General features: G+C 71.7%; 20 protein-coding genes and 1 riboswitch. Of the genes, 13 read left to right on the top strand and 7 right to left on the bottom strand.

Annotation, left to right across the window (positions count from 1 at the left end):
• Positions 1-23: 23 nt before the first annotated feature.
• From BIU98_RS04105 to BIU98_RS04120, 4 genes are all read right to left on the bottom strand, one after another.
• Entirely contained in the window at positions 24-950 is a 927-nt protein-coding gene (locus tag BIU98_RS04105; RefSeq protein WP_071272102.1) for an aldo/keto reductase, read from the bottom strand.
• Positions 951-1,069: 119 nt separating this feature from the next.
• Positions 1,070-1,636: a TIGR03086 family metal-binding protein gene (locus BIU98_RS04110; RefSeq protein ID WP_071271874.1), complete on the bottom strand. Its 567-nt coding sequence runs from the start codon at positions 1,634-1,636 to the stop codon at positions 1,070-1,072.
• Between the two features lie 677 nt (positions 1,637-2,313).
• Entirely contained in the window at positions 2,314-2,874 is a 561-nt protein-coding gene (locus BIU98_RS04115; protein WP_071271877.1) for a YceI family protein, read from the bottom strand.
• A 124-nt stretch (positions 2,875-2,998) separates the two neighbouring features.
• Positions 2,999-3,931, bottom strand: a complete 933-nt coding sequence (locus tag BIU98_RS04120) for a hypothetical protein (protein WP_139200554.1) — start codon at positions 3,929-3,931, stop codon at positions 2,999-3,001.
• A gap of 528 nt (positions 3,932-4,459) precedes the next feature.
• Here BIU98_RS04120 and BIU98_RS04125 point away from each other — a divergent pair.
• The 8 genes from BIU98_RS04125 (at position 4,460) to BIU98_RS04165 (ending at position 13,679) form a co-directional block, all read left to right on the top strand.
• On the top strand, positions 4,460-5,464 hold the full coding sequence (locus BIU98_RS04125; RefSeq protein ID WP_071271883.1) for an aldo/keto reductase family protein: 1,005 nt from the start codon (positions 4,460-4,462) through the stop codon (positions 5,462-5,464).
• Positions 5,465-5,742: 278 nt separating this feature from the next.
• Positions 5,743-6,258 carry a GtrA family protein gene (locus BIU98_RS04130; protein WP_083392958.1) on the top strand — a complete coding sequence of 172 codons (516 nt, stop codon included), beginning with the start codon at positions 5,743-5,745 and terminating at the stop codon, positions 6,256-6,258.
• Positions 6,255-7,787, top strand: a complete 1,533-nt coding sequence (locus BIU98_RS04135; RefSeq protein WP_254787787.1) for a glycosyltransferase — start codon at positions 6,255-6,257, stop codon at positions 7,785-7,787. Before BIU98_RS04130 ends, BIU98_RS04135 begins: the two co-directional genes overlap by 4 nt.
• The gene (locus BIU98_RS04140) at positions 7,784-9,772 is read left to right on the top strand and encodes a glycosyltransferase family 39 protein (RefSeq protein WP_071271889.1); all 1,989 of its coding nucleotides are present in this window, start codon (positions 7,784-7,786) and stop codon (positions 9,770-9,772) included. The genes BIU98_RS04135 and BIU98_RS04140 overlap by 4 nt, the downstream gene beginning before the upstream one ends.
• A 119-nt stretch (positions 9,773-9,891) precedes the next feature.
• On the top strand, positions 9,892-10,722 hold the full coding sequence (locus tag BIU98_RS04145) for a DUF4397 domain-containing protein (protein WP_083392959.1): 831 nt from the start codon (positions 9,892-9,894) through the stop codon (positions 10,720-10,722).
• A 125-nt stretch (positions 10,723-10,847) separates the two neighbouring features.
• Complete coding sequence (locus BIU98_RS04155) at positions 10,848-12,005, top strand: glycosyl hydrolase family 8 (protein WP_083392960.1); 1,158 nt, start codon at positions 10,848-10,850, stop codon at positions 12,003-12,005.
• Positions 12,006-12,181: 176 nt separating this feature from the next.
• Entirely contained in the window at positions 12,182-12,838 is a 657-nt protein-coding gene (locus tag BIU98_RS04160) for a class F sortase (protein ID WP_217635664.1), read from the top strand.
• 46 nt (positions 12,839-12,884) lie between these two features.
• Positions 12,885-13,679: a polyprenol monophosphomannose synthase gene (locus BIU98_RS04165; protein ID WP_071271949.1), complete on the top strand. Its 795-nt coding sequence runs from the start codon at positions 12,885-12,887 to the stop codon at positions 13,677-13,679.
• A gap of 93 nt (positions 13,680-13,772) precedes the next feature.
• Here BIU98_RS04165 and treZ read toward each other — a convergent pair whose 3' ends face one another.
• From treZ to glgX, 3 genes are read right to left on the bottom strand one after another with little or no spacing between them, the layout of a single operon-like run.
• Positions 13,773-15,533: a malto-oligosyltrehalose trehalohydrolase gene (gene treZ, locus BIU98_RS04170; protein WP_071271965.1), complete on the bottom strand. Its 1,761-nt coding sequence runs from the start codon at positions 15,531-15,533 to the stop codon at positions 13,773-13,775.
• Positions 15,530-18,040, bottom strand: coding sequence for a malto-oligosyltrehalose synthase (gene treY / locus BIU98_RS04175; protein WP_071271968.1), 2,511 nt, complete (start codon positions 18,038-18,040; stop codon positions 15,530-15,532). The genes treZ and treY overlap by 4 nt, the downstream gene beginning before the upstream one ends.
• Positions 18,037-20,325, bottom strand: a complete 2,289-nt coding sequence (gene glgX / locus BIU98_RS04180; RefSeq protein WP_083392961.1) for a glycogen debranching protein GlgX — start codon at positions 20,323-20,325, stop codon at positions 18,037-18,039. Before glgX ends, treY begins: the two co-directional genes overlap by 4 nt.
• A gap of 147 nt (positions 20,326-20,472) precedes the next feature.
• Here glgX and BIU98_RS04185 point away from each other — a divergent pair, with 147 nt between their 5' ends.
• The 5 genes from BIU98_RS04185 (at position 20,473) to BIU98_RS04205 (ending at position 24,664) form a co-directional block, all read left to right on the top strand.
• Positions 20,473-20,793 (top strand): hypothetical protein, encoded by a 321-nt coding sequence (locus BIU98_RS04185; RefSeq protein WP_071271995.1) that lies wholly within the window; start codon positions 20,473-20,475, stop codon positions 20,791-20,793.
• A 21-nt stretch (positions 20,794-20,814) separates the two neighbouring features.
• A riboswitch (TPP riboswitch) is annotated at positions 20,815-20,926 on the top strand.
• Complete coding sequence (locus BIU98_RS04190) at positions 20,922-21,581, top strand: ECF transporter S component (RefSeq protein WP_139200556.1); 660 nt, start codon at positions 20,922-20,924, stop codon at positions 21,579-21,581. It overlaps the preceding riboswitch by 5 nt.
• Before the next feature lie 2 nt (positions 21,582-21,583).
• Positions 21,584-23,215, top strand: coding sequence for an ABC transporter ATP-binding protein (locus BIU98_RS04195; RefSeq protein WP_071272001.1), 1,632 nt, complete (start codon positions 21,584-21,586; stop codon positions 23,213-23,215).
• Entirely contained in the window at positions 23,212-24,018 is an 807-nt protein-coding gene (locus BIU98_RS04200; protein ID WP_368073034.1) for an energy-coupling factor transporter transmembrane protein EcfT, read from the top strand. The genes BIU98_RS04195 and BIU98_RS04200 overlap by 4 nt, the downstream gene beginning before the upstream one ends.
• Entirely contained in the window at positions 24,011-24,664 is a 654-nt protein-coding gene (locus BIU98_RS04205; RefSeq protein ID WP_302847960.1) for an ATP-binding protein, read from the top strand. Before BIU98_RS04200 ends, BIU98_RS04205 begins: the two co-directional genes overlap by 8 nt.
• Positions 24,665-24,674 lie beyond the last annotated feature (10 nt).

Consider the following 24,674-nt stretch of genomic DNA (forward strand, 5'->3'; position numbering starts at 1 on the left):
CCTCCCGTCCGTCTCGTGGTGCGTCAGAAACCGGACGGCACCCGAGGCGTGTAGGCGGACTCGAGTCGCGTGACCTCGTCCTCGGTGAGCTCGATCGCGGACGCGGCGACCGCGTCGTCGATGTGGTGCTCCTTGGTCGCACCGATGATCGGCGCGGTGACAGCGTCCTTGCCGGCGACCCAGGCGAGGGCGATCTGCGCCATGCTGACGCCCCGCTCGCTGGCGATCGACTCGACGGCGCCGACGATGGCGCGGTTGGCGTCCTCGTCCTGGCGGTAGAGGGTCTTGCCGAACTCGTCGGTGGTCGAGCGGGAGCCGGAGCCCTCGGCGTCCCACGGGCGGGTGACCTTGCCGCGGGCCAGGGGGCTCCACGGGATGACGCCGACGCCGGTGGCCGCGCAGAAGGGGTGCATCTCGCGCTCCTCCTCGCGTTCGAGCAGGTTGTACTGGTCCTGCATGCTCACGAACCTCGTCCAACCGTGCAGCTCGGCGGTGTGCTGCATCTGCGCGAACTGCCACGCCCACATGCTGCTGGCGCCGATGTAGCGGGCCTTGCCGGCCTTGACGACGTCGTGCAGGGCCTCCATCGTCTCCTCGACCGGGGTCAGCGGGTCGAAGCGGTGGATCTGGTACAGGTCGACGTAGTCCGTGCCGAGGCGGGTCAGCGAGGCGTCGATCTCGTGCATGATCGCGACGCGGGACAGGCCGGCGCCGTTCTTGCCGGGGCGCATCCGGTTGAAGACCTTCGTGAAGACCTGGACGTCCTCGCGCGGGGCGAGTTCCTTGAGGAGCGTGCCGGTGATCTCCTCGCTCGAGCCGTCGGAGTACACGTTCGCGGTGTCGAACGTCGTGATGCCGGCGTCGAACGCGCGGCGGACGAAGGGCCTGGCGGCGTCGATGTCGACGCTCCACGCGTGGGAGCCGCGGTCGGGGTCGCCGTAGGACATCATCCCGAGGACGACGTTGCTGATCTCGAGCCCGGTGCGGCCGAGGCGGACGGTGCCCGCGGTGGGTGTCGTGTCGTTCGTGGTGGTGCCTGCGCTTCCGGGTGTCGTGTTGCTGGTGGACGTCATGCTTCCACTCTGGCATCGCGCCCTGTGACGGCGAGCAGGCGGACCTGGAGCGGGGCGTCGTCGCCGACCTCGACCGGGGCGGCGTACAGGCCGGTCTCCGCGAGGGACTCGATCTGCGGCTCGAAGTGGTGCCACACCGCCCGGACGAGCTCGTCCGGCAGGGTCTCGTCGCTGCCGGTGGCCCGCGCGAGGTCCCACGTGTGGATCGTGATGTCCGAGGTCTGCTCCGCGAGGTACTCGCCCGCCGGCACCACGTCCGTCGCCAGGTGCACGGGGGTGTCCTGCGGGGCCTTCGCCCAGGCCTCGGTCGCGGCGCTCGCGAACCGCTGCCACTCGGCCACGAGGTCCTCGCCCACGGGCTCGAGGTCCGCCTGCGCCTGCTCGTGGTCGCAGCCCGTCAGCAGGTGCGGGATCCACCGCTGCTCCTCGATCACGTGGGTGACGAGGTCCCTGGTGGTCCACTCGGAGTCGGGCGTGGCGGCGTCCCACGCGGTGACGGCGGCGACGCGGCGGCCGAACTCGGCTGCGGCCAGTGCTTGCAACGCGATCCAGTCGGTGGCCATGGTGGTGCTCCTGTTCGTCGTGGTGTGGCGTGCAACCGGCCTGGCGCGCTGCGGATTCCCGCGCCCGGCCGTGGTGCCACGGTAGCGGGGCGCCCGGTGGCCCGCGGCCGCGTGCGCGGGCGAACCGTTCCCTTCTGGGGCGCCCGGACCGCGAGCGGGCGAAACACCGTGGTCCGTTGGCGGACCGACCCAGCGTTTCCGCCCGCTCGTCCGGGCGCGGCCGGGTGCGGCCGTATGTGGCCTGGAGGCTCGGCTCGGCCGAGGTCCGGCTCGGCTCGGCTCGGTTCCCCGAGTCCGGCTCGCTTCGGCTCGTGCGGTCCGCGAGCGGGTGAAACACCGTGGTGCGTTGGCGGACCGACCCAGCGTTTCCGCCCGCTCGTCCGGGTGCGGCCGGGAGGGTCGGCTCGGTTCCCCCGAGTCCGGCTCGCTTCGGCTCGTGCGGTCCGCGAGCGGGCGAAACACCGTAGTGCGTTGGCGGACCGACGCAGCGTTTCCGCCCGCTCGTCCGGGTGCGGGGACGTGCAGGTCGGCGCGGGGGTGCGGCACGACCCTGCTCGGCTCGGACCTCGGAGCGCCCCCGGGCACGACGAAGCCCCGGCACCGCAAGGGCGTCGGGGCTTCGTCGTGCTGGGTGAGGAGTGTTCGGTGCCCTCAGTCAGCGAGTGGGTCCGAGCGGACTACGCCGCCTGGAGGACGAACTGGACGTCGAGGTTGATCGTGACGTCGTTGCCGAGGGTGAAGCCGCCGGCCTCGAGCGCCGCGTTCCAGTTCACGCCGAACTCGGTGCGGTCGATCTTGGTGGTCGCCTCGGCGCCGAGCTTGGTCTGGCCGTAGCCGTCGGTGGTCACGCCGCCGAACTCGGTCTTCAGGGTGACGTTCTTCGTGACGCCGCGCAGCGAGAGCTCACCGTCGATGAGCATGTCGTCGCCGTCCTCGCGGATGCCGGTCGAGCGGAACGTCATGTGCGGGTGCTCTTCGGTCAGGAAGAAGTCGCCCGTGGCCAGGTGCTGGTCACGCTGCGGCTGGTTGGTGTTGATGCTGGAGACGTCGATCGAGGCCTCGAGCGTGGTGTCGAGGGGGTTCTCGGCGGTGACCAGGGTGGCGTCGAACTGCTCGAACTTGCCCTTGACCTTGCTGATCGCGAGGTGGCGGACCGAGAAGCTGACCTCGGAGTGGGTCGGGTCGACCTTCCAGGTGCCGGTGACGTAGCCGGGGATGGCGGAAGCGGTGAGAGCCATGGTGTTGTCCTTCCGGGACGACTGAGTCTGAGCGACGCGAGCGAACCGGAGCCCGATCCATGCGCCCGCATCGAGGTGATGCTACGCCATTCTGCACCTGTTTAGTTGAAGCGTCAACCATTGCTCACGCAAGCGTGGCGAGACGTCTGTCGTGGGGCCCCCGCTGACCAGCCTCGAGCAGCCGACGGATGCGCCACACGAAGCGTTCGACACCCCGACCCACGTCATCTCTGGTCGTGCGGACGAGCCACCAGTCGACGTCCTTCAGGTGTTCTCCGCGCGTGAGGTCCTTCCTGAACGTGGCCGGATCGGTCCGGTGGAGGTCACTCTCGTACTCGATCGCCACTCGGGCTTCCGGGTACGCGAGATCGACACAAGCGATCCACTGCCCGTCGACGACGACGTCGTGGTTGAGCACGGGCTCGGGGAGTCCTCGGCGCACGAGCGCCAGCCGCGTACGAGTCTCGCCGGGCGACCTGGACCCGACACGGATCTCCTCGAGGGCCGCGCGGAGGTTCACGATCCCTCGGATCCCGCGTCGACGGCGGACTGCCGCCACGAGCTCCTCGAGCGTCACCCAGCCGAGCCACCCGACGAGTGCGTCGCCAGCGATGATGAGTTCATCGAGCGTGAGCATCGCGCCGAGCGCCACGAACGTGTCCGCCGGGCTGCTGATCGGGACGCCTCGGGCCTGCGAGCGGCGGACCGTCCCGGACCGGGCCCGATGCCCCTTGGCTCCGCGGACGCGCAGCGCCTGGTCGACGCCGATGGTGGTCACGTGCAGACGGAGGTCCCGCTCGAAACGTCGGGGGAGCGGCACCCCGAGGATCGCTGCGGCAGTCGTGTGGCTGAAGACCTGGTCGGGACGGAGGCGCGGTGCAAGTGCGCGGGCACGCTCGTCCACGGTGCTCGGTTGCGTCGCGGAGCGGGTCCCATGGAATGCCCGTACGAGGTCCTTCGCCTCGAGCCGGCCGCGCGAGACGCCTCGGTGGAGCGCGTCCCGGACGCGGAACGAGGCGTCTCGCAGCACCAGTGGGAGTGGTCGTCGTGCGGTCATCACCACATGCTCGTGCCGAGCCGTCGTCGGGATGCCGGCCCGAGCCTCCAGTGTGGATACCTGCTGACAAGACGGGCCTGTGGAGGACGCTCCGCTCACACGAGCGGGCGAAAGGTCTGGGTCTCGGGCGCGCGACGCCCTGGCATTTCGCCCGCTCGCCTCTGAGCCCGGGAGGGGAGGGGAACGGGGGGCTGCGGGCGACCGCGGGGAGCTGCAGGCGGCCGAGCGGGCGGAACCTCCGGGTGGACGCGTCGGGCGACCACGGTGTTTCGCCCGCTCGCCTCTGAGCCGGGGCCGGCGGGGGCCGTCGGAGGACGCGGGTGACCGCGGGGAAGTGCACGCGGCCCAGCGGGCGGAACCTCCGGGTGGGGGTGCCGGGCGACCACGGTGTTTCGCCCGCTCGCGCTTCCGGGCGGAACTTCCGGGCGGAACCCCGGGCGCCCCCGCCGGGCGGAACCCACGCCCGGTCCGCTGACAGGCACCCGCAGGGCCCCGCATGCCCGGGGCGGAACCACTAGCGTCGGAGCCATGGAATTCAGGTACCTGGGCAACTCCGGACTCAAGATCTCCGAGATCACCTACGGCAACTGGCTGACGCACGGCTCGCAGGTCGAGAACGACGTCGCCACCCAGTGCGTGCGGGCAGCGCTCGACGTCGGCATCACGACGTTCGACACCGCGGACACGTACGCCAACACAGCAGCCGAGACCGTCCTCGGCGAAGCGCTCAAGGGGGAGCGCCGACAGTCCCTCGAGGTCCTCACGAAGGTCTACTGGCCGACCGGCCCGATGGGGCACAACGACGTCGGCCTCAGCCGCAAGCACGTCATGGAGTCGATCGACGGCTCGCTCGAGCGCCTGCAGACCGACTACGTCGACCTCTACCAGGCCCACCGGTACGACTACGAGACCCCGCTCGAAGAGACCATGCAGGCCTTCGCGGACGTCGTCCGGCAGGGCAAGGCGCTCTACATCGGCGTCAGCGAGTGGACCGCCGAGCAGATCCGCGCCGGTGCCGCACTGGCGAAGGAGCTCGGCTTCCAGCTCATCTCGAACCAGCCCCAGTACTCGATGCTGTGGCGCGTGATCGAGGGCGAGGTCGTCCCCGCCTCGAAGCAGCTCGGCCTGTCGCAGATCGTCTTCTCGCCGATCGCGCAGGGCGTGCTCACCGGCAAGTACAAGCCGGGTCAGCCGCTCCCCGAGGGCTCCCGCGCCACGGACGAGAAGGGCGGCGCGGACATGATCAAGCGGTACATGCGCGACGACGTCCTCGAGGCCGTCCAGCGCCTGCAGCCCGTCGCCGACCAGGCCGGCCTGACGCTGGCGCAGCTCGCGATCGCGTGGACGCTGCAGAACGACAACGTCGCGTCGGCGATCGTCGGGGCCTCGCGTCCGGCGCAGGTCACCGACAACGTGAAGGCGGTGGGCGTGAAGCTGGACGCCGACGCCCTCGCGGCGATCGACGCCGCCCTGGGCGACATCCCCGAGCACGACTCCTCGAAGAGCGTCAGCCCCACGAGCCGCCCCGCGTAAGCAAGCAGCCCGCAACACGCAGCAAGCGACAAGCAACACGCAACACGCACGACCCACCCGACGGGAGGCTCGGTGCCAGCTGGCACCGTGCCTCCCGTCCGTCGTTCCCCGGCCACGTACACGACGCACCGCAGTCCCGCGTCTGAACGTCCGCAACACGACGCAACCCGCCCACCGGACGTACCCCGTGTGAACGGCCGGAGTCCGGTAGCTGGCAGACGCCTGGGCAACCGCGTACCCCACCCAAACCACCACCCCGTCACCCCCGAATCGGGGGCATGACCTCGACCGACACCCTCGTTGTGGTGCCACCCGAACAGGTGGTCCCCACGGGCCGTCTGACGCGGCTGATCGCGACCTCGCGGCAGCTGGTGTCCTTCGGCGCCATCGGCGCGTTCTGCTTCCTCGTCGACCTCGGCGTCTACAACCTGCTGCGCTTCACGGTCCTCGACGACAAGCCGATCGCGGCGAAGGTCGGTTCGGCGGTCATCTCCACGGCGGTCGCGTGGGTCCTCAACCGGTCCATCACGTTCCGGGCGGAGCGCACCTCCGGACGCCGCGAGACGCTCCGCGAGGGTGCCCTCTTCGCACTCACGAACCTGATCGGCCTCGGCATCGCCGCCGCCTGCCTGTTCGTCTCGCACTACCTGCTCGGCTTCACCAGCACCCTCGCCGACAACGTCGCCGGCAACGGGGTCGGCCTGGTCCTCGGCACCGTCTTCCGGTTCGCCGCGTACAAGGCCCTCGTCTTCCGTTCCCGGGACGCACGTCGCACGAAGGAGCTCACAGAATGACCATGTTGACCACGCTGGTCGCGGCCGCCGGGCCGCTGCTGCAGCCGAACGACCCCACCGGTCCCCGGGGCGACGTCCCGAACCGGGGGACCACGGACGTCCCGACGGGAGGCTCGGGCCAAGCCGCGCAGGCCGCCTGGTCGGTGGGCGAGTGGATCGGCTACTCGGCCCTCGTCGCCATCTCCGTCCTGCTCACGCTGGTCGCGCTGAGCACCCTGTGGTGGATGCTGCATGCCTGGCGCTCCCGCTCGGCGCTGCGCGCCACGAGCTTCAGCCAGACACCGCGGCCCGCCGCGCACCGCTTCACGCTGCTCGTGCCCGGTCGGCACGAGGAAGAGGTGATGGGGCAGACGCTCGAGATGCTCACCACGCAGGACCACCCCGACTTCGAGATCATCGCGATCGTCGGTGAGGACGACCCGGGCACCGAACGCGTCGTGCGCGAGGCCGCTGCCCGCCACCCCGACTTGATCCGCGTGGTCGTCGACGACACCCTGCCGAAGAACAAGCCCAAGGCGATGAACCTGGCGCTGCAGTACGCGACCGGGGACATCGTGGGCGTGTTCGACGCCGAGGACGAGGTCTACCCGCGCCTGCTGAGCCTCGTCGACTCGCGCTTCCAGGAGACCGACGCCGACGTCGTGCAGGGCGGCGTGCAGCTCATGAACTTCCGCTCCAGCTGGTGGTCGCTCCGCAACGTGCTCGAGTACTACTTCTGGTTCCGCTCGCGCCTGCACTTCCACGCCGAGTCGAAGTTCATCCCGCTCGGCGGCAACACCGTCTTCGTGACCAAGGAGCGCCTGGACTGGTCGAACGGCTGGGACGCGCACTGCCTCGCCGAGGACTGCGAGCTCGGCGTCCGCCTGTCGGCCGACAACGCCAAGGTCGTCGTCGCGTACAGCCCCGAGGCCGTCACCCGCGAGGAGACCCCGCCCACCTTCGCGTCGCTCCTGAAGCAGCGCACCCGGTGGAACCAGGGCTTCCTGCAGGTCCTCGGCAAGGGGGAGTGGAAGAAGCTGCCGACGTTCAAGCAGCGCTTCTTCGCCCGGTACCTGCTGACGATGCCGTTCATCCAGGCGGCCACCGGGCTCCTCATCCCGCTCAGCGTCGTCATGATCGCGTTCGTCAAGGTCCCGACGGCCATCGCCCTGATCTCCTTCATCCCGCTCGCCCCGACGCTCATGCTCCTGGCGGTCGAGATCGCCGGGCTCGGCGAGTTCGGCCGGCTCTACAAGGAGAAGGTCCGCGTCCGCGACTACGTGAAGCTCGTGCTCGGCCTGGTGCCGTACCAGGTGTTCCTCGCCGCAGCGGCCGTCCGAGCCGTCGTCCGCCACTCCCGCGGGCAGAACGGCTGGGAGAAGACCGAGCACACGGGTCAGCACCGCGGTGCCCAGCCCGAGGTCGTGGGCTTCTCGTCGGCCGTGACCGAGCCCGACTCCGCGGCACAGCCGCAGGCCCAGACCCAGCCCGACTCCGAACCCGCCCTCGCGTCCGCCGGGGCCCCCGCGACAGGAGGTGACGACCGATGACCGCCAGCATCACGAACACGACCGGCATCCCGATCCGTGGTGCCAGGTCCTCGTCCGGCGCCGGCACGTGGTTCCGCGTGCACGCCAGGAGCCTCGTGTGGCTCCTCCCCGTCCTGGCCGTCGCCGTGGCCGTGCAGTCCTGGAACATGGGCGGCACCCCACAGCGCATCGACGACGAGGGCACGTACACCGCCCAGGCGTGGTCGATCACGCACCTCGGCGAGCTCACGCACTACACGTACTGGTACGACCACCCGCCGCTCGGCTGGATCCAGATCGCCGGCTACACGCAGCTGACCGGCGCCTTCGCCCGCTACGCCTTCGCGGTCGAGGCCGCCCGGGAGTCGATGGTGTTCTTCGCCGCCGTCTCCGCGGTGCTCCTCTTCGTGCTGATGCGCCGGCTCGGCGGCTCCCGCCCCACCGCTGCCGTGGCCGTGCTCGTCTTCGGGCTCTCCCCGCTGGCGCTGCAGTACCACCGCACGGTCTACATCGACAATGTCGCGACCCCGTGGCTCCTCGCCGCATTCGTGCTCGTGCTCAGCCGTCGCCAGCAGCTCGCCGGGTTCGTCGGCGCCGCCGCCTGCCTCGGCATGGCCGTGCTCAGCAAGGAGACCTACCTGCTGGCGCTGCCGTTCCTCATCTGGTTGGCCGTCCGCCGGGCCGACCCGAGCACCCGCCGGTACACGCTCAGCGTCGCCGGCGCCGTCCTCGCCGTCATCGGTGGCGGGTACATCCTGCTCGCGGCCGTGAAGGGCGAACTCCTGCCGAGCGCCGGCAAGGTCAGCCTGCTCGAGGGCGTCACCTACCAGCTCGGCAGCCGGCAGGCCAGCGGGTCGGTGTTCTCCGGCGGCAGCCTGGCGAACGACGCCGCAGCCCAGTGGTGGGCGCTCGACCCGGTGTTCATCGTGCTCGGGTCCGCCGCCGCCGTCGTGGGGTTGTTCCTCCGCCGGGTCCGCCCGATCGCCGCGATGCTCGTCTTCCTGCTCGCGTTCATGTTCCGCCCGAACGGGTACCTGCCCGTGCCGTACGTGATCATGCTCGTGCCGTTCGCCGCGCTGCTCGTCGCCTTCGTGGGGGAGCGTGCCGTCCTCGCCGTCGCCGGCATCACCGCGTTCCGCGCCAAGAGCCGGTTCCGCGGGGTCAGCCGCCGCGTGCTCGGCGGCACCTGGGCGCTCGTCACCGCCGCCGCCCTGGTCGTCGCGGTCCCGCTCTGGGGATCGCAGCTCCGCGGGTTCCTCATCACCGACCTGGACAAGCCGATGGCACAGGCGGAGAACTGGATCGGCGACAACGTCGACAAGAGCTCCCGGATGCTCGTCGACGACGCCATGTGGGTCGACCTCGTCGACGACGGCTTCGCCCGCGACAACGTGGTCTGGTACTACAAGCTCGACACCGACGGAGCCGTGCAGCGCCAGTCGCCGAACGGCTGGAAGGACTCCGACTACGTCGTCACGACCGACTCGATGCGCACCGGCGGCAACTCGTCCACCGACGTCCGGGACGCGATCCAGAACTCGACGGTCGTCGCGTCCTTCGGCACCGGCAACCAGATGGTCGACGTCCGGCAGATCCACCCGCAGGGACAGCGGACCGCCGAGCAGGAGATCACCGCGGCGAGCAACGTGCGCAAGACCCTCGGCACGCAGCTCGCACAGAACCCCGCACTGAACGCCGACGCCGGCACCGAGTCGCAGTTCCGCGCCGGCCAGGTGGACTCCCGCGCGATGATCGCCCTCGGGCAGGTGCTCGCCGACCGCTTCGTGCGCGTCGACCGCTTCACCCCGCTCACCGGCGAGGAGGGCCGCTCGTTCCGACGGGTCGTCCTGCACACGGCGAGTCCGACGGCCGCGGTGAACACCGAGAAGACGCTCGACGCCCTGGCGAAGGACTACCGCGCCGAGTCGATCGAGCGCGACGGCGACACCCTGACCGTCGTCTGGTCGCCCATGGACCCGACCACGACGGCCGTCAACGCGTCCTGACCGCGCCGCCCCGACCCGCGCCGACCCTGCGCCGGCCACCCCGACCGCACGACCAGCACCAGCAGCACCGCGATCGCCCTGATCGCACCAGCACGGCCCCGACCCGAAGGAGCACCATCATGACCGCCTCCCTCCGCACCCCTCGCCGCCGCATCGTCGTCGTCGGCGCCCTCGCCACGACGCTCGTCGCCGCGACCGTCGGCCTCGCCCCGCAGGCCGCCAGCGCCGCCACCGCCGCCCCGCAGGACGGCTGGCTCCGCGTGGGCCACCTCTCGCCGGACACGAATGCCGTGGACGTCGAGCTCTCGAGCCTGTCCGGCGGCAAGACGGTCTTCGAGCTCGACGACGTCACCTACGGCCAGGTCAGCCCGTACAAGGAGCTGCCGACCGGCACCTACGTGCTCTCGATGCGGGCCTCGGACGCACCGGACTCGACGCCGGTCATCTCCACCGACGTCACCGTGCAGGGCGGGGACGCCGGGACCGTCGTCGCCTACGGCAAGAGCACGGCGCTGAAGACCGCCGCGTTCAGCGACGACCTGCAGCAGCCGGGTGACGGCAAGGCCAAGCTCCGGCTCGTCCAGGCCGCCACCACCGCCAAGACGGTCGACGTCAGCACCTCCACGGGCACCGCGATCGCCTCCGGGGCGAAGTTCGGCTCCGCGACGAAGTACGCCACGGTCGACGCCGGCAAGTGGAACCTCGACCTCAGCGGCGGCGGACAGGTCGGCAGCGCCGACGTCGACCTCGCCGGCAACACCGTCTCCACCCTGTTCGTCCTCGACGACAGCAAGGGCGACCTGACGGTCGTGCCGGTCACCGACGCCGCCGCGACCGCCCAGACCCCGGCCGGCGGCGTGCAGACCGGCGGCGGCGGCACGGCCGCCGAGCGACCGTCGACCGACGCGTTCCACGCGCTCGTCCGGGCGATCCGCGGCATCTTCAACTGACGGTCACCTGATCCGCGGTCGTCCCGACCACACCGGACTGGAGGCCCACCCCACGTGCGCCGATCCGCGCACCTGACCCGGGCCTCCAGTCCGACGCCCCACCCACCAGCAGAGAGCGAGCCAGCATGACCCGCAGGAACTGGATCCCCGTCACCGCCGTGGCGCTCGCCGCGGTCCTCGTCGCCGGCGGCATCGCCGTCGCGGCGGTCCGACCGTGGTCCGACCGCGCACCGGATGCCGGGGGCGTCTCGACGCCCACCTCGACCACCGCCCCCGACGGCACCCGCACCCCGGCGCAGCTGCGCACGGCGTTCCTCGACCGCTACGTCGAGGACGGGCGGGTCGTCCGGAAGGACCAGGGCAACGACACCGTCAGCGAGGGGCAGGCCTACGGGCTGCTCATCGCCTACGCCGCGGACGACCGCGACCGCTTCGACGACATCTGGTCGTGGACGAAGCAGCACCTGCTCACCGACGACCACCTGCTCGCCTGGCGCTGGACGCCCGCCGGCGGCGTCTCGGACGCGCAGTCCGCGAGCGACGCCGACCTCGACACCGCCAGGGCCCTCGTGCTCGCCGGCGACGCCTGGGACGACGAGCGGTACACCGCCGCCGGCAAGCGGATGGCCGCAGCGGTTCTCGACCACGAGACGGCCAGGACGGACCTCGGGCTGATCCTGCTGCCGGGGCCGTGGGCCGACTCCGAGCCGTACCGGTACAACGCGTCCTACGCCTCGCCGGCCGCCTACCGGGTGCTCGCTGCGGCCACGAAGGACGACCGCTGGAAGGAGCTCGCGACGAGCTCCACCGCGGTGACGCGCGCCGTGCTCGAGAAGTCCGACCTGCCGAGCGACTGGTCGCAGGTGCACGCCGACGGCTCCGTCGACCCGATGCCCGCCACCGGGGACGACGCCCGCGTGCTCTACGGGTACGACGCCATGCGGATGCCGCTGCGCTACGCCGAGGCCTGCACGGCTCCGGACCGGGCACTCGCGGCGTCCGTGGCACCGACGCTCCGTCGGACCACGCAGCTCGCGGCGCAGCTCGACCTCGGCGGCACGGCCGTCACCGGGGACCGGAGTGCGCTGGCGTACGCGGCGCGAGCCGCTGCGGAGCAGGCGTCCGGGGCGACCGGCGCTGCTCGGGCCGACCTGGAGCGTGCCGACCGGACCTCGGCCACGACGCCGACCTACTACGGGGACGCGTGGGCGGCGCTCGGCGCGACCATGCTGACGTCGGACGTGCTCGGCGGCTGCGCGACCGCGGGCGGGGGTGCGTCGTGAGCGGGGAGCGCGGGCGGCGGTCGGCGGGGCGTGCTGCCGCTCGTGGTGGCGAGACTCGCTCTGGCGGACGTCCTGCGGCTTCCGGGGCGCGCAGGATGTCCCTGGCGGCGAGACTCGGTCGGCGCTGGGTCGTCGTCGGGACGGCCGCGGCCGTCGTGGTGACGGCCGGAGCGGTCGTGACCGGGGTGGCAGTCGCCGCCGGGGACCGTGACGGTGCTGCCGGCCCGGTCAGTTCGGCGTCGTCGACGGCCGGTGCTCCGGGTGCTTCCGGTACTGCTGCTGGTGCTTCCGGGGCCGCTGCCGGTGCTGCCGGTTCCGCTGCTGCCGGGAGCGGGGACCGGGACATCACCGGGTTCCAGGACCCGGCTGCCCCAGAGGCCCGGTCGACCGCGACCCCGACCCGGGTGACGATCCCGGCGATCGGGGTCGACGCCTCGCTCGAGGACCTGCACCGCGGCGCCGCCGGCGAGCTCGACCCGCCGAAGGGCTGGGACAACGCGGGCTGGTTCAGCGACGGCATCGTCCCCGGGCAGGTCGGTCCGTCGGTCATCGCCGGGCACGTCGACAGCCCGACGAGCGCCGCCGTGTTCTTCCGCCTCGACGAGCTGGTGGCCGGGGACGAGGTCCACGTCGCCATGACGGACGGCACCAGCCGCACCTTCACCGTCGACACGACCGAACGGGCGTCGAAGTCCGCGTTCCCGACGAGCGACGTGTACGGCACGACCCCCACGCCCACGCTGCGGCTCATCACGTGCGACGGCACGTTCGACACCGCGACTGGGCACTACACCGACAACCTGATCGTCTTCGCAGACCTGTCGGACGGGTGAACCAGCACCCGACCGATATGTTCGATCGAACCATCCGAGGAGCACCATGAGCGACACCCTGGTCATCATCCCGACCTACGACGAAGCGGAGAACGTCCGCCCGATCGTCGAGCGCACCCTCGCGGCGACCGACGACCACGTCCACGTCCTCGTCGTCGACGACAACTCGCCCGACGGCACCGGTGCCATCGCCGACGCCATCGCCCAGGAGACCGACCGGGTGCACGTGCTGCACCGGACCGTGAAGGACGGCCTCGGCGGGGCGTACCTGAGCGGCTTCGCCTGGGGACTCGAGCAGGGCTACGACAAGCTCGTCGAGATGGACGCCGACGGCTCCCACCACCCCGAGTACCTGCCGTGGCTCATCGAGCTCGCGGACTCGAACGACCTGGTCCTCGGCTCCCGGTGGATCAAGGGCGGCAAGGTCGAGAACTGGCCCTGGTACCGCGAGCTGCTCTCCCGCGGCGGCAACCTCTACACGCGACTGGCCCTCGGCATCGCGGTCCGTGACGCCACCGGCGGCTTCCGGGTCTTCACCGCGGACGCGCTCCGGCGGATCGACCTGGCGGGCATCGCCTCGAAGGGGTACTGCTTCCAGGTCGACCTGTGCTGGCGCGCGCTCGAGGCCGGGCTCCGCATCGTCGAGACCCCCATCACCTTCACCGAGCGGGAGTTCGGCGTGTCGAAGATGAGCGGGAACATCGTGCGGGAGAGCCTGACCCTGGTGACGAAGTGGGGCATCGACCGCCGCGTGCGAGAGGTCCGTGCGCTGGTCCGTGACCACCACCCGCTGCCGTCGGTGCGGAGGAACGCGCACGCGGTGTCGAACCCGATCAACTGACCGGACGGCGGTCCGAGCGGACACGACGATGCCCGGCTGGGTTCCCCCGGCCGGGCATCGTCGTGTCGTGCTGGTGTCGTGCCGCTGAAGTCCCTATCGCAGGACGACCACGCCACGTCCCTCGAAGCGCACGGTCTCGGTCTCGTCCGGCACGGTGACGTCACCGAACGCGTAGAGGACCTCGCCCGAGGCGTCCGGGACGGGCACCTCGGCGGCGCCGTCCGCCAGGTGGACGACCACGTGCACGGGGGCGGCCGTCGGGCCGAGCAGCCCGCGCGTGAGCACGAGCCACCGGCCGTCCTCGCTGAAGCGGACCGCGTTGGCCTCGTACCGGTGGTCCACGAAGGCCTCGTCGGTCCGACGCAGTGCGATGAGCACCCGGTAGGCGCGCAGGATCGCCGCTCCACGGTCCGAGGTGGTGTCAGCCCAGTCGAGCTTCGAGTTCTGGAACGTCGACGGGTCCTGGGGGTCCGGCACGGTGGACTCGTCCCAGCCGTGCTGGGCGAACTCCTTGATGCGGCCCTCGGCCGTGACCTTGCCGAGCTCCGGCTCCGGGTGCGACGTGAAGAACTGCCACGGCGTCGACGCAGCGAACTCCTCGCCCATGAACAGCATCGGCGTGAACGGGCCGAGCAGGGTCAGGGCCGCCGCGATGACGAGCCCCTCGTCCGACACCGTCGCTGCCAGGCGGTCACCGGCTGCCCGGTTCCCGATCTGGTCGTGGTTCTGGTTCGCGACGACGAGCGCGGTCGCGGGGGAGGTGCCGCGGTCGATCGGACGCCCGTGCCGGGCGCCGCGGAACGAGGACCACGTGCCGTCGTGGAAGAACCCGGACTCCAGCACCTTCGCGAGCGCCGACAGCGGAGCGAAGTCGGCGTAGTAGCCGTTCGTCTCCCCGGTGACCGCGACGTGCACGGCGTGGTGGAAGTCGTCCGACCACTGGCCGGCGAGCCCGTAGCCGGAGGCTTCACGCGGCCGGAACATCACCGGGTCGTTGAGGTCCGACTCCGCGATGAGCGACAGCGGCCGACCGGTGAACGCGGAGAAGGCATCGGTCTCGCTCGCCATGTCCGCGAGGACGTGCGGTCGGGAGGTGTCACGGATCGCGTGCACGGCGTCGAGCCGGAGCCCGTCGACGTGGTGGTCCCGGAACCACATGCGCACGTTGTCGAGCACGTAGCGGCGGACCTCGGGCTCCTCGACGTTGACCGAGTCGCCCCAGGTGTTCGCCAGCCCCTGCACCAGGTACGGACCGTAGAGAGGCAGGTAGTTGCCGCTCGGGCCGAGGTGGTTGTATACGACGTCCTGGATGACGCCGAGGCCGAGCGCGTGGGCGGTGTCGACGAAGCGGTCGTACGCGTCCGGTCCGCCGTACGGGGCGTGCACGGCGTACCAGGCCACCCCGTCGTAGCCCCAGTTCCACTCGCCGTTGACGCCGTTGACGGGCAGCAGTTCGACGAACTCCACGCCGAGTTCGACCAGGTGGTCGAGCTTGGCGGCAGCGGCGTCGAGCGTGCCCTCCGGGGTGAACGTGCCGACGTGCATCTCGTAGACCACCGCGCCGCGCGCCGGTCGTCCGGTCCAGCTCTCGTCCGTCCAGGCGAAGCGCTCCGGGTCGACGACCTCGGAGGGGCCGTGGACGCCCTCGGGCTGGAACCGGCTGCGCGGGTCCGGGCGGACCGCGTCGTCGTCGTCGATGCGGAACCCGTAGCGGGCACCCACGACGGGCATCACCGCGTCGGTGCTCCACCAGTCGTCGGAACCGCGCTCGAGCGGGTACTCGGTGCCGTCGACGACCAGGCGCACGCGCTCCGGCTTCGGCGCCCAGACGGCGTAGCGGGCAGGTTCGGTCATGCGTGACCCTCCAGGATGTCGATGTCGGCCTGCGCGTCGGTCTCACCGGGGGCGTCGGTCGTGGTGGCCGCGCCGGTGGGGGCGTCGGCCGTGTCAGGTGCGGTCGTTCCGGTCGTTCCGGTCGGACGGGAGGCTCCGCTCGCGTCGGTCGCGGTCGTCGCGTCCGCCAGGTGCCCGGTCGTGCCGGCGACGTCCGCCGGGACGAGCAGGGCGACCGGGTAGGTGCTCAGCAGGTCGGCCACGGCGATGCCGCGGGCCGCCGGGACGACCCGGCCGGTCAGCAGGTCGACGCGGTCGAGGGGGACCGGGTGGACGAGGGTGTCACCCCAGCCGCCGACCCGCTCGAGCCCTACGGGCAGTCGCGTCGCGATGGTGACCGCGCCGCCGCGGTCGAAGGCCAGCACGTGGTCCGCCGCGGTGCCGGTGGCCTCGAGCTGCAGGTACCGGGTGAAGAGCTCGGGGTGGTCACGGCGCAGGCGCAGCGCGCGGCTGGTGACGAGGAGCTTGACGCGGGCGTCGAGCCCGATCGTCGGGAGCTGCTCGGGGCCGTCGTCGTCGGGGCCGTCCAGCGCAGCCAGTGCGTGCCGACGCTCGGTGTAGTCGACCGCACGGCGGTTGTCCGGGTCGACCAGGGAACGGTCCCAGCCCTCGGTGCCCTGGTACACGTCCGGGACGCCGGGAGCGGTGAGCTGGACGAGCTTGACCGCGAGGCCGTTCGACCAGCCCGCGGCGGTGATCCGCTCGTCGAGGGCGTCGAGGAGTGCCACCACGGCGGGGTCGTCGAACGCGGCGTCGACGAGGGCGTGCATCTGCCCCTCGAAGGCCTCGTCCGGCTCGGTCCAGGTCGTGCTGTTGCCGGCCTCCCGCGACGCCTTCTCGGCGTACGCGTGCAGCCGTTCACGGGACGCCGGCCGGGCTCCGACGACGGCCTGCCAGAGCAGGTCGGCGAAGACCGTGTCCTCGAGCGGTGCCAGGGCCTGCAGCTGCCGGAACGTCTCGTTCCACTCCTCGCCGAGTTCGGCGAGGACCGCGATGCGGGCGCGGGTGTCCTCGCTCCGCTTGGTGTCGTGGGTGGTCAGGGTGGTCATCGTGTGCGGCCAGCTCGCGAGGCGCTCGCGCTGCGCCGCGTGGAACTCGTCGGTGGTCACGGCGAAGACGCTCGGGTCACCGCCGACCTCGCTCAGGGACGACAGGCGGGACACCCGGTAGAAGGCCGTGTCCTCGACGCCCTTGGCCATCACCATGCCGCTGGTCTGCTGCAGCCGGAGTGCGGCGGGGTGCGTCGGGTCGACCAGGGCCGGGGCGATGCGGTCGATGACGTCGTCGAGGTCCGGACGGGCCTCGGCAGCGCGCTCGAGGGCGGTGACCAGGTGGTGGACGCCCTCCGGGAGGTACGTGCGGTACACGTCGAACGAGGCCACGATCTCGGCGACGGCGTCGACCACGCGCTCGTGGGGCAGGCCGTCGGTCTCGGCGACGAGGATCCGGGCGAGGCGGGCGACCTCGCTGCCGAGGATGCCGTCGGCGATCCCGCGGCGGGTGTCGTGCGTCAGGGCCTGCCAGTCGTGCGGCTCCGACCCGGACGTCACCCCGAGTGCGTCGGCACCCGTCGGGTCGACGAACACGCGGTCGACGAAGCCGAGGGCGTCGTAGCCGGTCGTGCCGTCGACCGGCCACGACGACGGCAGCTGCTCACCGGGCTCGAGGATCTTCTCGACGAGCGTGTACGCGCCGCCGGTCAGCTCGTGCAGGTCCTGCAGGTACCCCGCGGGGTCGAAGAGCCCGTCCGGGTGGTCGATGCGCAGGCCGTCGACGAGGCCGTCGCGGAACCAGGCCCCGATGCGCTCGTGCGAGGCGTCGAAGAACTCCTGGTCCTCGACGCGGATGCCCGCGAGGGTGTTCACCGCGAAGAACCTGCGGTAGTTGAGCTCGTGGTCGGCACGCTTCCAGTGCACGAACTCGTAGCGCTGTCGCGCGTGCACGGTCTCGACGTCGTCGCCGCCCTGCACCGTGCCGGGCGCGGTCGGGTAGGCGGTCTCGCCGACGAGCAGCCGGTCGCCCTGCAGGACGACGGCGTCGAGCAGGCGGTCGTCGAGCACGGGGATGCGGAGCTTGCCGTCGCCGGCGTCCCAGTCCACGTCGAAGGCCCGGGCGTACGGGGAGTCCTGGCCGTGTTCGAGCAGCGACCACCACCACGGGTTCACCTCGGGGGTGGCGACGCCGACGTGGTTCGGGACGATGTCCACGAGCACGCCGAGGCCGGCCGCGTGGGCGGCTTCGGCGACCGCGCGGAAGGCGTCGTCCCCGCCGCGCTGCGCGTCGACGTGGGAGTGGTCGACGACGTCGTAGCCGTGGTCGGAGCCGGGCTCGGCCTGGAGCACGGGGGAGAGGTAGACCCAGTCGGCGCCGAGGTCGCGGACGTAGTCGACGACGTCCTTCGCGGCGGTGAGGTCGAAGTCGGGCGAGACCTGGAGCCGGTAGGTCGAGGTCGGGATCCGGCGGTTCATCGGGAGGTTCCGTTCGGGTTGGGTTCATTCGAGGAGGGTCCGGTCGTCCCACGGGTCGGCGCGGTCCCGCTCGGGGCGTGCGAGCCGGCCGGGTTCACCGGGCTGACGGCGTCCTGCGGGGCGTCGGGTCCGGTCGCGGCCTGGTCCTGGACCTCGACCGGGGTGGTCGTCACCACGTGGTCGGGCTCGGCGCGGAGCACGATCATCGAGCGGGCCGGCACGTCGAGGGGGGATCCGGCGTCGAGCACCTCGTCGCGGGCGCCGGGGGCGGCGGTGTCGATGCGGACCGTCCAGCCCGGGGAGTACTCCTCCGGGGGCAGGGTGAAGGTCACGGTGTCGTCGTGCGCGTTGAAGTACGTGATGAACGCCACGTCGGTGACGCGGTCGCCGCGGGAGTCGCGCCCACGGATGCCGTCGCCGTTGAGGTACATGCCGACGCTCTTGCCGAAGCCGGAGTCCCAGTCCTCGGGTTCCATGGCCTCGCCGGACGGGGTCAGCCACACGACGTCGGGCAGGGGCTCGTCCTGGCCACGGCGGACCGGGCGACCGTTGAAGTAGCGCGTGCGTCGGAACGTCGGGTGGTCGTGCCGGAGCTTGACGACGTCGGCCGTGAACTGCACGAGGTCGTCGTCAGCAGCAGCCCAGTCGATCCAGCTCAGCTCGGAGTCCTGCGCGTAGACGTTGTTGTTGCCGTGCTGGGTGCGCCCGAGCTCGTCGCCGTGCGCGATCATCGGCACGCCCTGGCTGAGCAGCAGCGTCGCGATGAAGTTCCGTCGACGCTGCACCCGCAGCGCGTTCACGGACTCGTCGTCGGTCGGCCCCTCTTCCCCGGAGTTCCAGGACCGGTTGTGGCTCTCGCCGTCGTTGTTGTCCTCGCCGTTGGCGTCGTTGTGCTTCTCGTTGTAGGCCACCAGGTCGTACAGCGTGAAGCCGTCGTGCGCCGTGATGAAGTTGATGCTGGCCTTGGGCGTGCGGCCGTCGTGCTCGTAGAGGTCGGCCGACCCGGAGATCCGCGACGCGAACTCCCCGAGGGTCGACGGCTCACCCCGCCAGAAGTCACGCACGGTGTCGCGGTACTTGCCGTTCCACTCCGACCACTGCGGGGGGAAGTTGCCCACCTGGTAGCCACCGGGGCCGACGTCCCACGGCTCGGCGATGAGCTTCACCTGCGACACGATCGGGTCCTGCTGGACGAGCTCGAAGAAGGCCGACAGCCGGTCGACCTCGTAGAACTCGCGGGCGAGCGCCGCGGCGAGGTCGAAGCGGAAGCCGTCGACGTGCATCTCGGTGACCCAGTAGCGCAGGGAGTCCATGATGAGCTGCAGCGAGTGGGGGTGGCCGACGTTGAGCGAGTTGCCGGTGCCCGTCACGTCCATGTAGTACCGCTTGTCGTCGTCCATCAGGCGGTAGTACGCGGCGTTGTCGATCCCGCGGAACGACAGCGTCGGGCCGAGGTGGTTGCCCTCTGCCGTGTGGTTGTAGACGACGTCGATGACGACCTCGATGCCGGCACGGTGGAGCTCGCGCACCATCGTCTTGAACTCCTGTACCTGCTGCCCGCCGTCGCCCGAGGACGAGTAGTGCGAGTGCGGCGCGAAGAACCCGATGGTGTTGTAGCCCCAGTAGTTCGACAGCCCCTTGTCCTGCAGGGTCGAGTCGTTCACGAACTGGTGCACCGGCATGAGCTCGAGCGTCGTCACGCCCAGCCGCTTGAGGTGTTCGATGACGGCGGGGTGCGAGACGCCGGCGTACGTGCCGCGCTGCTCCTCTGGCACGTCGGGGTGCGTCTGGGTGAGGCCCTTGACGTGCGCCTCGTAGATGACGGTCTCGCCGTACGGCGTGCGCGGAGCACGGTCGCCCTGCCAGTCGAAGAACGGGTTGATGACCACGCCCTTCACCATGTGCGAGGCGGAGTCCTCGTCGTTGGTGGAGTCCGGGTCGCCGAACGTGTACGAGAACAGCGACTGGTCCCAGTCGATGTCGCCGCTCGTCGCCTTGGCGTACGGGTCGAGCAGCAGCTTCGCCGGGTTCGAGCGGACACCGTTCGCCGGGTCGTACGGGGCGTGGACGCGGAAGCCGTACCGCTGTCCGGGGCCGATGTTCGGCAGGTACGCGTGCCAGACGTAGGCGTCGACCTCGACGAGGGGGACGCACTCCTCGGTGCCGTCCTCGTCGAAGAGGCAGAGCTCCACGCGGTCGGCCACCTCGCTGAACAGGGCGAAGTTCGTCCCGCTGCCGTCGTAGGTCGCGCCGAGCGGGTAGGGGTTGCCGGGCCAGGTGTGCAAACGTTCCTCCGTAGGTGGTTGCAGCAAACGTATCGGCGGGTCCCTGTGCTGTCCGCCGTGCGAGACCCGCCGGTGGACAGCCTGCGGCACCCGCCGGGCTGTGGACAGCTCGCGCGCTGGCCAGGACCGCGGGAGTAGCCTCGCGCCATGACCAACATCGTCACGCAGATCGCAGACAAGGTCCGCCCCGTCGGGGTCTCCACGAACTACGGAGACCCGGTCGAGGTCGGTGACCAGACCCTCATCCCGGTGTCCGTCGGCTGGTTCGGCTTCGGGGGCGGCGGCGACGACCAGAACGGTGGCGGCGGTGGCGGCGGGGCGACCCTCCCCGTCGGCGCGTACGTGCGTCGTCCCGGCAAGGACCTCGAGTTCGAGCCCAACCTCATCTCCCTGATGGTCGTGAGCATCCCCGTCATCTGGGTGACCGGCACCGTCCTCCGCAAGCTCATCCGCGTCCTCAAGAAGTAGGGCTCCGAAGCAGTACACTGCTGGGACACACACGGGAGTCCGGGATCGCCGGGCTGAGAGGGAGCGAGCAGCGCTCCGACCGTCGAACCTGATCCGGGTCATGCCGGCGCAGGGAGGAGTCTCGAATGATGCCGTCCGGCACGCCCACCACCACCACCGCCCAGTCCACGGCGGCGACGTCAACCCCGAGGCGCTCACTGCGCTGGCGGGTCGTCGACATCGTCGTCGCCAGTGTCCTCGCCGTCGCCGTCGGCGTCGTGTTCAAGCTCTGGGAGTTCGGCTACGAGCCGCTCTCCGCCGCGGTCGCCCTCCTGTTGCCCGGCACGCAGGCGTTGTTCGGCGGTGTCTGGCTCCTCGCCGGGCCGATCGTCGCGATCATCGTGCGGAAGCCCGGCGCCGCGCTCTACGCCGAGATCGTCGCCGCGAGCGTGGAGGCCCTCCTCGGCACGCAGTGGGGGTGGAGCACCCTCGAGGCCGGCCTGGTGCAGGGCCTGGGTGCCGAGCTCGTCCTCGCGCTGTTCCTCTACCGGGTGTACCGCCTGCCGGTCGTCATGCTCGCGGGCGCTGCCGCAGGCCTCGCCCTCGGCATCAACGACTCGGTCCTCTGGTACGCCGGGCTCGACGCCGCCTTCAAGGTGGTCTACATCGTCTGCGGCACGATCTCCGGCGCCGTGATCGCCGGCCTCGGCTCGTGGCTCATCGTCCGTGCCCTCGCCCGCACCGGCGTGCTGTCGTCCTTCGCGGTCGGTCGCGAGCACGCCAGGCGCCGTCCCTCCTCGGCAGCCTGAGCATGGCGGGCGCCCACCCCGCCCGGATCGAGTTCCGCGACTGGGGCTGGCGGTACGCCGAGCGGGACATCTGGGCCGTCCGCGGTGTCGACCTCGTCGTCGAGCCGGGGGAGCGCGTCGCCGTCGTCGGGCCGTCCGGGGCCGGGAAGTCGACGCTCCTCCGGGCCGTCGCCGCGGTCCTGCCCGACGAGCCCGACCCCGACGACGACACCGCGGCCGAGGTCCGGGGCAGCGTGCTCGTCGACGGTGCGCCACCCGAGTCCGTCCGCGGCCGGGTCGGCCTGGTCATGCAGGACCCCGAGGCGCACACCGTCATGTCCCGCATCGGCGACGACGTGGCGTTCGGGTGCGAGAACACCGGGGTGCCGCGCGCCGAGACGTGGGAGCGCGTGCGTTCTGCCCTCGACGTCGTCGGGCTCGACCTCGAACTCGACCGGTCCACGACGATGCTCTCCGGAGGGCAGCGGCAGCGACTCGCACTCGCCGGGGTGCTCGCGATGCGCCCCGGAGCCCTCGTGCTCGACGAGCCGTGCGCGAACCTCGACCCGGACGGTGTGGAGCAGGTGCACGACGCAGTCCGGGCGCTCCTCGAGGACACCGGTGCCACCCTCCTGGTCGTCGAGCACCGGATCGGCACCTGGCTCGACCTGGTCGACCGACTGGTGCTGCTCGAACCCGCTGGCGGTGTCGTGGCCGACGGCAACCCGGCCGACGTGCTCCGGACCCACGGCGAGGCGTTGACCGCCGCCGGCGTCTGGGTCCCCGGCTCCGAACCCACCAGAGGCTCCGCCCGCCGACCCCGCCCCGCGCCCAGCCGAGCGGGCGATATGCCGGCGTCCGACGAGCGACCCACCACGGCATTCCGCCCGCTCGACCGGGTCCCGCTCACGCAGGACCCACCCGCCGCCGACCCGCTCCTCCGCGCCGAGCACCTCGCCACCGCACGCGGGCGTCGCCAGCGCGTCGGCACGGGCATCGACCTCACCGTCACCCGCGGCCAGGTCCTCGCCGTCACCGGCCCGAACGGCGTCGGCAAGTCCACGCTCGGCCTCACGCTCGCCGGACTGCTCCGCCCGGCCGACGGCACACTCCAAGCCACCGAGGCCCTCGCGGACGGAGCCGGACCAGCACCCCACGCGTGGACCAGCCGCGCCCTCGCCGCCCGGATCGGCACCGTGTTCCAGGACCCCGAGCACCAGTTCGTCGCCCGCACCGTGCGCGCCGAACTCGAGGCGGGCCCCCGCGCGCTCGGCCTCCCCGACGCGGCGGCCCGCGCCGACGACCTGCTCGATGCCTTCGCCCTCCGACACCTGGCGGACGCCAACCCCTTCACGCTGTCCGGCGGGGAGCAGCGACGCCTCGCGATCGGCACCGTCGTCGCCACCCGCCCGCCGGTCGTGGTCCTCGACGAACCGACCTCCGGGCAGGACCGCGCCACCTGGCAGGCCGTCGTCGACCGCCTCGGCGCCCTCGCCGACAGCGGCACCGCGATCGTCGCGGTGACCCACGACCGCGACCTCGTCCGCGCACTCGACGCCGACGAGGTCGTCCTCAGCCCGGCCGGCGCGACACGCGCGCACGACGCGACGGGCGCACCAGGCGCGACCGGCCCGACCACGGGAGGTGCGTGGTGACCACCCGGACGACGCCGGCGGCCCCGTCATGGCGGGGCGAGCCTCCCGTCCGGCGCGCCCGCGGCGTGCACGCCGTCCAGCCGGTGGCCATGCTGCTCGGTGTGCTCGGACTCGGCGTCTGTCTCGTCCTGAGTCTCGACGTCGTGTCCGCGGCGGTCGCCCTGGTGATCGAGCTCGCGCTGCTGCCGCTCCTGCGGATCCCGGTGCGCACGCTGCTGCTGCGGACGTCGCCGGTGCTGCTCGCGGTGCCCCTGACGGGGTTGAGCATCGCGCTCTACGGTCGCGCCTCCGGTCGTGAGTGGTTCGACCTCGGCTTCGCCCACGTCACCGACGGCTCCCTGGCGCTCGCCCTCGCGACGATGCTGCGGGTGCTCGCGGTGGGGATCCCGTCGGTGGCGCTGTTCATCCGTGTGGACCCGACGGACCTGGCGGACGGGATGGGGCAGGTGCTGCGGCTGCCGGCGCGGTTCGTGCTCGGCGCGCTCGCCGCGATCAGGATGATGACGCTGCTCGGTGAGGACTGGCGGCAACTCGGCATGGCCCGACGCGCCAGGGGCCTCGCCGACACCGGACGCCTCCGCCGTGGGGCGTCGATGGCGTTCGCCCTGCTCGTCGTGGCGTTGCGTCGCGCGACGACGCTGGCCGTGGCGATGGAGTCGCGGGGGTTCGGTGCGCCCGGCACGCGGACATGGGCCCGTCCGGCGCGGTTCGGTGGGCGCGAGTGGGCGACGGTCGCGGTGCTGGTGGGCATCGGGCTGGTGTCGATCGCCGTGGCGGTCGCAGCGGGGACGTGGCGTGCCTGATCGGGCGAGGCCGGGACCGGCCGCATCCTCCGACCGGGCGGGGTCGTCGGATCGGGCGGGGTCGTCCGATCGGGTCGCGTCGTCTGCGTCCGGCCTGGAGGCTCAGCTCGGCTTCGTCTCGCCCCTCGCCTCCGCCTCGGCGCTCGCCGACCGCGCGCGGGTCGCGTCCGACGCCACTGGCCGACGGTGCGTCGTGCTGATCGACGGCCGTTCCGGCACCGGGAAGACCACGCTCGGCGAGGCCCTGGCCACCGAGCTGGGAGCGCAGCTCGTCCACCTGGACGACGTCTACCCCGGGTGGGATGGCCTGCTCGCAGCGGCAACAGCCGTGGTGGAGGATGTGCTCGGCGCGCCCTCCGGCTACCGGCGGTGGGACTGGGAACGGTCGGAACCGGCTGGGTGGGTGACGCTCGATCCGGGCGCACCGATCGTGGTCGAGGGCTGCGGGGCGCTGTCCCGTGCCGCTGCACCGCTCGCGACGCTCCGGATCTGGATGTCGGCGGACGATGCCGAGCGGAAGCGCCGGGCGATCGACCGCGACGGGGCGGTGTTCGCCGAGCAGTGGGACCGGTGGGCTGCGCAGGAGGACGCCTTCATCGCCGCGGAGGACCCCGCGTCACTGGCGGACGTCGTGCTGCGCTCCTGACACCGCCCGA

The organism is Curtobacterium sp. MMLR14_010 (genome assembly GCF_001865015.1).
Classification (GTDB): Bacteria; Actinomycetota; Actinomycetes; order Actinomycetales; family Microbacteriaceae; genus Curtobacterium.